This is a genomic window from Staphylococcus sp. AtHG25 (genome assembly GCF_003217445.1).
Classification (GTDB): domain Bacteria; phylum Bacillota; class Bacilli; order Staphylococcales; family Staphylococcaceae; genus Staphylococcus; species Staphylococcus haemolyticus.
Genome location: NZ_QJSN01000001.1, coordinates 326119 through 335822, shown reverse-complemented (window position 1 = coordinate 335822; position 9704 = coordinate 326119). Strand labels below are relative to the sequence as shown.

Here is a 9704-nt window from a genome sequence, read left to right as displayed (position 1 = left end):
TGAACGTTTACACCACGTTCCCTTAATATTTCAGATATATCACGATAACTCAATGCATATCTTAGATAGTAGCCAACGGCTACAGTGATAACATCCTTGTTAAATTGTTTATATCTGAAATAGTTCATACAGAAGACTCCTTTTTGTTAAAATTATACTATAAATTCAACTTTGCAACAGAACCTTCCAATGTAATAGTATGGAATTTGTCGTTCTTTCGTTTCAGTTAAGGAAAATTTGCTAATGCTAACATTGGTCAGAATGTATTGTCATGCGATAGTTCAGATGAAATCGTTTAATTAAAATCTTGTTTTAAACATCGATGACAAGGTCTATTGTAGGACGTGTAGACATCATTTTCGGAATGATATAAATAAATCCATAAATGGAGATAAATCAAATCTATTTATACCGCGGGGGGGTATGTGTTATAGTATAAGTAACTTTACTATAACATTTTCATCAGGAGGGGTTAATTTGAATAATAATGGTGAAGAGCATAATCATCAAAATCACATGAATCATTCCAATCAAATGCATCATGATAACCATGCCTCACATCATCATAGTGGCCATGCACATCATCATGGAAATTTTAAAGTTAAGTTTTTTGTTTCATTAATTTTTGCAATACCTATCATTCTTTTATCGCCACTGATGGGTGTTAACTTACCTTTTCAATTCACATTTCCAGGTTCTGAATGGGTAGTGTTAATATTAAGTACAATTTTATTCTTTTATGGTGGTAAACCGTTCTTGTCTGGTGGTAAAGATGAAATTGCTACAAAAAAACCAGGTATGATGACCTTAGTTGCCCTAGGTATTTCAGTAGCTTATATTTATAGCTTGTATGCTTTTTATATTAATAACTTTAGTAGTGCAACTGGTCATACAATGGACTTTTTCTGGGAATTAGCAACCTTAATTTTAATTATGCTATTAGGACATTGGATAGAAATGAATGCTGTCGGAAATGCTGGAGATGCTTTAAAGAAAATGGCAGAACTGTTACCTAATAGTGCTATTAAAGTTATGGATAATGGCCAACGCGAAGAAGTTAAAATATCAGACATCATGACTGATGATATCGTCGAAGTAAAAGCCGGAGAAAGCATTCCAACAGATGGTGTTATCGTTCAAGGACAAACATCTATAGATGAATCCCTAGTCACTGGAGAATCTAAAAAAGTACAAAAAAATCAAAATGACAACGTCATCGGGGGTTCTATTAACGGGTCTGGAACAATACAAGTCAAGGTTACAGCTGTGGGAGAAGATGGATATCTTTCTCAAGTTATGGGACTTGTTAATCAAGCACAAAATGATAAATCTAGTGCTGAATTGTTATCTGATAAAGTAGCGGGTTATTTATTCTACTTTGCTGTAATTGTTGGCGTGATTTCTTTTATTGTCTGGATGCTCATTCAAAATGATGTTGATTTTGCACTCGAACGTCTTGTAACTGTGTTAGTCATTGCTTGTCCACATGCTTTAGGATTGGCAATACCTTTAGTCACTGCACGTTCTACTTCAATTGGTGCACATAATGGTTTAATTATTAAAAATAGAGAGTCTGTAGAAATAGCTCAACATATCGATTATGTAATGATGGATAAAACTGGTACTTTAACTGAGGGTAACTTTTCTGTGAATCATTATGAAAGTTTTAAAGAAGGATTAAGCAATGATACTATATTAAGCCTTTTTGCCTCATTAGAAAGTCAATCTAATCACCCATTAGCTATAAGTATTGTTGATTTTGCGAAAAGTAAAAATGTTTCATTTACTAATCCACAAAACGTTAATAATATTCCAGGTGTCGGATTAGAAGGTCTAATTGATGATAAAACATATAAAATAACAAATGTCTCTTATCTTGATAAACATAAACTTAATTATGACAATGACTTGTTTACTAAATTAGCTCAACAAGGTAATTCAATCAGCTATTTAATTGAGGATCAACAAGTCATTGGTATGATTGCTCAAGGAGATCAAATTAAAGAAAGCTCAAAACAAATGGTAGCTGATTTACTGTCAAGAAATATTACACCAGTCATGCTTACAGGTGACAATAACGAAGTGGCACACGCTGTCGCAAAAGAATTAGGTATTAGTGATGTCCACGCACAACTCATGCCAGAAGATAAGGAAAGCATTATAAAAGATTATCAAAGTGACGGTAAAAAAGTCATGATGGTTGGAGACGGTATCAACGATGCGCCGAGTCTTATAAGAGCCGATATTGGTATAGCAATTGGTGCAGGCACAGATGTTGCAGTGGATTCAGGTGATATCATACTTGTTAAAAGTAATCCATCAGATATTATTCATTTCTTGACCCTTTCAAATAATACTATGAGAAAAATGGTGCAAAACTTATGGTGGGGTGCTGGATATAACATTGTAGCAGTCCCTCTTGCCGCCGGTCTATTAGCTTTTATTGGTTTAATATTATCACCAGCTATAGGTGCAATACTGATGTCTTTAAGTACAGTCATCGTAGCAATTAATGCTTTTACATTAAAATTAAAATAAAAGGGGAATACAAATCTATGAGTAAAAATATATTTACGATTTTTATTATTTTGTTTTCAATATTACTTATAAGACCTCATAATGTATTGGCAGAAAGTATGCACAATATGAATATGGAAGAAGATAAACAAAAACAAAATGATGAAATGGATATGGAAGGACACGATGAAAGAAAAAAATTAAATTCCTCAAAAGGAATAAATGAAATAATTTTTCCGGAAATTTTAAAATCTGAAAAAGATAAAAATGGATATGAGAATTATACATTAAATGCACAGGAGGGAAAGACAGAATTTTATAAAGATAATTTTTCTGAAACTTTAGGATATAATGGAAATCTGCTCGGACCAACTCTGAAACTTAAAAAAGGTGAAAAAGTAAAAATTAAGTTAGTTAATAATTTAGACGAAAATACGACATTTCATTGGCACGGTCTTGAAATTGATGGAAAAGTAGATGGCGGTCCTTCTCAAGTTATAAAACCAGGTGAAGAAAAAATAATTAAATTTGAAGTCAAACAAGAAGCTGCTACATTATGGTATCATCCTCATCCTTCTCCAAATACTGCTAAACAAGTTTACAATGGACTATCTGGTCTATTATATATAGAGGACGGTAAAAATCATAATTATCCTAATGAGTATGGAAAAAATGATTTACCTATAATCATTCAGGATAAAACGTTTATATCAAAAAAATTAGATTATTCAGAAACAAAAGATATAGATGGTACTCAAGGTGATACAGTAATTGTTAATGGGAAAGTAAATCCTAAATTAACAACAAAAGAAGGAAAAGTTCGTTTAAGACTTTTAAATGGTTCTAACGCTCGAGATTTAAATCTTAAATTAAGTAATAATAAAAGTTTTGAATACATTGCTTCAGATGGGGGATTTTTAGACAAACCTCAGCAGTTAAAAGAGATAAATTTAGCTCCCTCTGAAAGAAAGGAGATAATTGTCGATTTATCTAAATTAAAAAATGGTAAAGTCAACCTTGTCGATAATGATAATACTGTGATTTTACCAATAAATAACAAAGAAAAAAGTGATAATAAGGAAATAACTACCAAAATAGATAAGAGAATAAAACTAGAAGGTATGGATGATAAGGTCACTATTAATGGCAAAAAATTTGATCCTAATAGAATAGATTTAACGCAAAAGAAAGATAAAAAGGAAATTTGGGAAATTGAAAACGTTAAAGACAAAATGGGGGGAATGAAGCACCCATTCCATATTCACGGTACTCAATTTAAAGTTGTTTCAGTAGATGGGAAGGCACCTCCAAAAGATATGAAAGGTAAAAAAGACGTTATATCTTTGGAACCTGGTCAAAAAGCCAAAATCGAAGTTGTTTTTAAAAACACCGGAATATTCATGTTTCATTGTCATATCCTTGAACATGAAGATAGCGGTATGATGGGACAAGTAAAAGTAACAAAATAATAAATAAGGAATTTTAAATATGTATAAAAAATTAGGGTTTATTATATTAGCATCAGGATTAGTATTGTCAGCTTGTTCAGATGGAAAGGAAGAAGATAAAAATACTAAAGATCAAAAACAAGAAGAACATATGGAACACAAAAGTGAAAGTAAAGTTCCAGACGATATGACAAGTACAGATGATAGTAAATTTAAAAAAGGTGACAAAGTTACTATCACAGCAGGACACATGCCAGGTATGAAAAACGCAAAAGCTACTGTTAAAGGCGCTTATGAAACATATGCTTATGTCGTAAGCTATACACCTACCAACGGGGATGAAAAGGTAAGTAATCATAAATGGGTTGTTAATGAAGAGGTTGCCGATGCTCCAGAAAATGGATTTAAGAAAGGTGATACAGTGAAATTAGAAGCTGACCATATGCCTGGAATGAAAGGTGCAGAAGCAAAAATAGATGATGTAAACAAGACAACTGTTTATGTAGTTGATTATAAATCGACTGAAAACGATAAAATGGTAAAAAATCATAAATGGATGACAGGAAATGAACTGGAAGCACGCTAAAAATCTAGTTCTAAATTGAGAAATAAATAAATATAAAAAATATTCTTCTTAATCAATAATTTAAATAACTTATTATTGTTAAGGAGAATATTTTTTTAGTGTGTAAATTAAAAAGAATTTTAGAAGAATAACATTTATCAAAAAATTGTTCATTACCTTATTAATTGAAATTATATAATTAAAAACCGCATCATAAACTGATACGCAGAAGCGTATCGTAAGTGAGGCGGGTTTTTAGCCCCTTTGTAAAGGGATTTTGAACGTATCATACTGAATGAATAATAAAGCGATGAGTTACTCGATAAGTTGACAATATGATAAAATTCCAATCAAAAACCCATGATAAACGTTGGTATAACAAGGAAATCCCGGAATCCCACTCATTTTGACGAACAATCAACTCATTATTTATAAGTATTGATGATAAGGTGGTGTCTCTGCTTCTCTCTATATATTATTTATTTATAAAAAATAACGGGATTTTGGGATTGTGCTTGCACAATCTTTCTGCTTCATCGAATCTGCAAATCCCATTCATTTCCCGTTAAAAAACCATTGTGGGATGTTCTTTAGCAATTTCAATATAAGCATCATGTAGTTGTGAAATAATTAAGACAATGACTGTTTTATTAGATAAGTGTTATTGAAATTGATAAAGACTATATACTTCAATAAAATGAAATTTGTAAATAAAAAAATAAGAGATAGAACTAAGATTTCTTGTTCTACCTCTTTAAGTGTTAAAGTGTTATTTTTCTTTTACAAGTTTTTTAACTTCTTCTAATTCATTTTCAACATCTCTGCTCGGTTTTTTGGTTATAAGACTTACGATATAAGTCACAATCAAACTTGTTAAAAATCCAGGAATAATTTCATATAAATTAAAGAAGTCATTATATTCTCCCAATGGTTTCACAAAAACAATCCAAATAATGACGACAACTGATCCTGATATCATACCAGAAATAGCTCCTGTACGACTTAATCCCTTCCAATAGAGAGATAGTAATACCAGTGGACCAAATGCAGCACCAAATCCAGCCCATGCATTACCAACAAGATTAAGTATAGTATCATTCGGAGTCCATGCGATTATAATAGATATAATTGATATAATAAGAACAGATAATCGACCTACTAATAAAAACTCTTTTTTATGTTTTTTTGCAGCTTCTTCGCCTCTAATTAATTTATAGAAATCCTCAGTAAGTGAACTAGAAGTAACAAGTAGTTGTGAGGAGATTGTGCTCATAATAGCTGCTAAAATTGCTGCAAGAAGGAAACCACCAACCAATGGATGGAATAAAATTTGGCCCATTAAAATAAAAAGTGTTTCTGGATCATTTAATTTAACTCCTCTATCTTGAACAAAAGCAATACCTATCAATCCTACGCATACAGCACCAATTAAACTAATAGCCATCCAACTAATACCAAATCTTCTGGCAGTTTTTAATTGACTAACGGATTTGATTGACATGAATCGCACTATAATATGAGGTTGACCAAAGTAACCTAACCCCCAAGCAAAGAAAGAAATAATGCCTACAATAGTAGTACCTTTAAATAAATCTAGATTAGTTGGTTTTAAATCTGCTGCTTGAGAAAATACATCAACGCCACCTAATTGCATCATTGCGACAATTGGCACCATAATCATAGCAATTAGCATAACTACACCTTGAAAGAAGTCTGTTAATGATACAGCTAAATAGCCTCCAAAGAATGTATAAGCAATAACAATCACCGAAACTAGAATAAGACCAGTATGATAATCTAGACCAAAAGCAGTATTAAATAATTTACCACCTGAAACCATACCTGAGTGAGTATATAGTGTAAAGAATACGACAATAATACCGCCAGAGATAATTTTAATAATATTAGAATTATCATTAAGACGATGTGTAAAATAGTTAGGTAATGTGATTGAATCATTCGCTTTTTCAGTGTATACACGAAGTCTTGGTGCTACAAGTATGTAGTTAACATAAGCTCCGATAGTTAATCCAATAGCTAACCATGCTGCTGATAAACCTGTAGTATAAACTTCTCCAGGTAATCCCATAATCATCCAACCACTCATATCAGAAGCGCCGGCTGATAATGCTGTGACGTAAGGCCCTATATTTCTCCCTCCAAGCATATATTCACTCAAATCCCCAGTTGCTTGTTTATAACCATAGTACCCAATAATAAGTAAAATAAAGAAATAAGCTGCAAGCATAACATAAGTTCGCCAATCAGGATTTACTTGACTTGACAATGATGTAGCAAGAATAAACATAATTAATAACCCCTTTATTATGTAATTATTTTAGTTACATACAATAATTATACAAAAAATAAAAAACATTTAAAGGGTAATTTTATCTTTTTTATATTTATTAAACCTTTTTAACTATAATTTCTGTGTATTTATAGCGGTAAAAATAGTTTTAATATTAATTGCTAGTATATAATATTCATTAATTTTGTATATCATAATAATAAAAATAAACTTATTATATTTGAGTAACATATAAATCGATATATTTGATTTGTCATTTATTACGGATCCCGTTGACAATATGATAAAATTCCAATCAAAAACCCGTGATAAATGTTGGTGTAACAAGGAAATCCTGTTATCCCGCTCATTTCTCAGGAAATATAGCTATATATTCATATATGATTTGGATTTGTAAATGTCAGTACGATTTACTTTTCTGTTTATATTATTTATAAATAATAATGGGATTTCGGGATTACGCTTGCGTAATCCTTCTGTCACTTGAAGTTATCCAATCCCATTGCTATCTCGTTCATATTTATTTTGGGATGTTCTTTCGTCATACAATATAAGATTCACATTGAGTTGTGACTTGTTAGTATGTTGAAAAGGTTCGTTAGATGGGTGTTATTGAATGACGAAAGGACAATACATAGATATTAAATTTGAAAGTAGAGTGTTTGAGGCAAAAACAAAGACGAAGTGCTGAGGAGCACTTCGTCTAGATTATTAGGCTCTACGTCAAATCGGACTGATGAGTCCAAATATTGAGATTAAGCAACCTTAGGCTGTTTAATCTCTTTTTTTGTTGTTGAGGCAAATAGTCGCGAAGTTATAATAATTCGATTACGCAAATTATCATAATTTCTATAACCAAAAGATACCCTTTTAATGAGTTTGATTTTATTATTAATTCCTTCTAACGGACCATTGGTCAGGTTAGAATATGTCATAGTATTTTCAATGAAAGCTGCTAAGCGTCTGAAAGTTCTAATGACTGGGCGTAATTTAGGACACACATCTGAAAGATGAATAGAAAAGAGTTTATGATTAAATTTCTCTATTTGATTTTCTTTTAATAATCTTCTTAGCTCATGAACGTAGTGATATGTATTAAATAATTCTACATCTACACCCAATAAGTAATTTATTATAGAGCCTTTTTTACTATCTTTTACATTGATATAAAGTACTATAATTACACGAAATCAATTATTTTAATTTATAATGGTTACTTTAATAACTATACTTATAAAATATATTCTTTGATTATGAACGAGAAAGATTAGTAAAACATTATACCTATTATAATGCCTATTAGCACAATAGACCAGGAAGGTAATTTATAATAAACCAGGAATACGAATAATGAGCTAGCTAGAACAAAATCTAATTCTGATTTAATAGTTGAAGCCCAAATCGGATTATAAAATGCAGCGATAAGAATACCGACTACACCCGCGCTTATACCTTTTAAAAAACCTTCAGCATAAGTGTTAGATTTAATATCATCCCAAAATGGTAACACTCCAAATAATAATAGAAATGCTGGTAGGAATATAGCGATAGTAGCCAAAACTCCTCCTCCAATACCTTCTATAGACATGCCAATATATGAAGAGAACGTAAATAATGGTCCAGGTACAGCTTGAGCAGCAGCATAACCCGTTATGAAACTATCAGGTGATATCAAACCTTGTGGTACAAATTCATTTTCTAATAAAGGTAATACAACATGACCACCTCCAAACACTAAAGAACCAGATCTATAAAAACTATCGAACATTCTGAGCCATAAATTATTCGTCATAGAACTAACTATAGGTAATACAATTAATAGTAAAAAAAATAATGAAATTGAAATAAACCCTAACATTTTAGGTAATTTAAATGTCTTCACTCTTAAATTATTTATATCTGTAGAGGTTTCTTTTAAAAAGATAAGACCATATATACCAGTAATAGATAATGCGATTACTTGAATGTAAAGATTATCGATTGTTAGAGATAATATAAGAACAAATAATGCCAATGTAATGGTACTTTTAGTATTTGTTAATTTTTTACCCATACCTATTATGGCTTGGGCAACAATGGCAACAGCTACTAGTTTTAAACCTTGGATCCAAGTTAAACTAGAGTCATTGTTAATAAATAATGCTGAAAAAACCATAAGTATAATCACAGAAGGAAGTGTAAAACCAATAAAAGAAATAATTCCTCCCATAATTCCTCCTCTAATAGTACCTATACCAATACCAACTTGGCTGCTTGCAGGTCCAGGTAAAAACTGGCATAGCGCTACTAAATCTGAGTATTCTTTTTCATCAAGCCATTTTCTTTTCTTAACATATTCATCATAAAAATAACCTAAGTGGGCAGTTGGTCCTCCAAATGATAGTAATCCAAGTTTTAATGCAACTAAAAATATATTTATATATTTATACATAAAAAGCTCCTTGTATTTCGTTGATTAATTTTTTACTTAACTATCAAATTCTTTAATTTTTTTGCCAATTTCATCTCTAACGCGTTGAAATTCTGACCACTCTTTACCTGCTGGATCATCAAAACCCCAATGCTCTTTTTTAACGTTTGGTGGTAAAATAGGACAATTATCGTCTGCATCACTACATAACGTTACGACCAAATCTGATTGTTTTAAAATATCATTATCAATCAAGTCTGACGTATGGTTTGATATATCAATATCTACTTCTTTCATAGCTTCTATTGCTTTAGGATTAACACCATGTGTTTCAATACCGGCAGAATAGACATTCCAATCTTCACCCAATATTTTCTTTCCCCAACCTTCAGCCATTTGGCTACGACAAGAGTTTCCTGTGCATATAAAATAAATTGTTTTCTTATCCATAAT

At 31.2% G+C, this 9704-nt stretch carries 6 protein-coding genes and 2 pseudogenes; 3 read left to right on the top strand and 5 right to left on the bottom strand.

The features are described 5' to 3' along the window. Positions 1-128, bottom strand: a pseudogene (locus BDW31_RS01575) (IS6 family transposase); the annotation flags it as partial. A gap of 349 nt (positions 129-477) precedes the next feature. Here BDW31_RS01575 and BDW31_RS01570 point away from each other — a divergent pair. The 3 genes from BDW31_RS01570 to BDW31_RS01560 are packed head-to-tail and all read left to right on the top strand — an operon-like array spanning position 478 to position 4551. Further along, on the top strand, positions 478-2538 hold the full coding sequence (locus BDW31_RS01570) for a heavy metal translocating P-type ATPase (RefSeq protein ID WP_180535343.1): 2061 nt from the start codon (positions 478-480) through the stop codon (positions 2536-2538). A gap of 17 nt (positions 2539-2555) precedes the next feature. After that, on the top strand, positions 2556-3986 hold the full coding sequence (locus BDW31_RS01565) for a multicopper oxidase family protein (protein WP_053031306.1): 1431 nt from the start codon (positions 2556-2558) through the stop codon (positions 3984-3986). A 19-nt stretch (positions 3987-4005) separates the two neighbouring features. After that, a complete protein-coding gene (locus tag BDW31_RS01560) occupies positions 4006-4551 on the top strand; it encodes a DUF1541 domain-containing protein (protein ID WP_053031304.1) in 546 nt (181 codons plus the stop codon). A 748-nt stretch (positions 4552-5299) separates the two neighbouring features. Here the strand turns inward: BDW31_RS01560 and putP are convergent. The 4 genes and pseudogenes from putP to arsC all read right to left on the bottom strand — a co-directional run bounded on the left by putP (position 5300) and on the right by arsC (position 9701). After that, positions 5300-6838, bottom strand: coding sequence for a sodium/proline symporter PutP (gene putP / locus BDW31_RS01555; protein WP_053025663.1), 1539 nt, complete (start codon positions 6836-6838; stop codon positions 5300-5302). A 758-nt stretch (positions 6839-7596) separates the two neighbouring features. Next, positions 7597-7992 (bottom strand): annotated as a pseudogene (locus tag BDW31_RS01550) (transposase); the annotation flags it as partial. A 116-nt stretch (positions 7993-8108) separates the two neighbouring features. Next, positions 8109-9272: a chromate efflux transporter gene (chrA, locus tag BDW31_RS01545; protein WP_053024338.1), complete on the bottom strand. Its 1164-nt coding sequence runs from the start codon at positions 9270-9272 to the stop codon at positions 8109-8111. Between the two features lie 36 nt (positions 9273-9308). Then, positions 9309-9701 carry an arsenate reductase (thioredoxin) gene (gene arsC / locus BDW31_RS01540; protein WP_044466499.1) on the bottom strand — a complete coding sequence of 131 codons (393 nt, stop codon included), beginning with the start codon at positions 9699-9701 and terminating at the stop codon, positions 9309-9311. Positions 9702-9704 lie beyond the last annotated feature (3 nt).

What these genes read in the sequence shown, in the direction of transcription:
- arsC (WP_044466499.1), bottom strand. Translation starts at nt 9,701, where the DNA reads ATGGATAAGAAAACAATTTATTTTATATGCACAGGAAACTCTTGTCGT.
- BDW31_RS01565 (WP_053031306.1), top strand. Translation starts at nt 2,556, where the DNA reads ATGAGTAAAAATATATTTACGATTTTTATTATTTTGTTTTCAATATTA.
- putP (WP_053025663.1), bottom strand. Translation starts at nt 6,838, where the DNA reads ATGTTTATTCTTGCTACATCATTGTCAAGTCAAGTAAATCCTGATTGG.
- chrA (WP_053024338.1), bottom strand. Translation starts at nt 9,272, where the DNA reads ATGTATAAATATATAAATATATTTTTAGTTGCATTAAAACTTGGATTA.
- BDW31_RS01560 (WP_053031304.1), top strand. Translation starts at nt 4,006, where the DNA reads ATGTATAAAAAATTAGGGTTTATTATATTAGCATCAGGATTAGTATTG.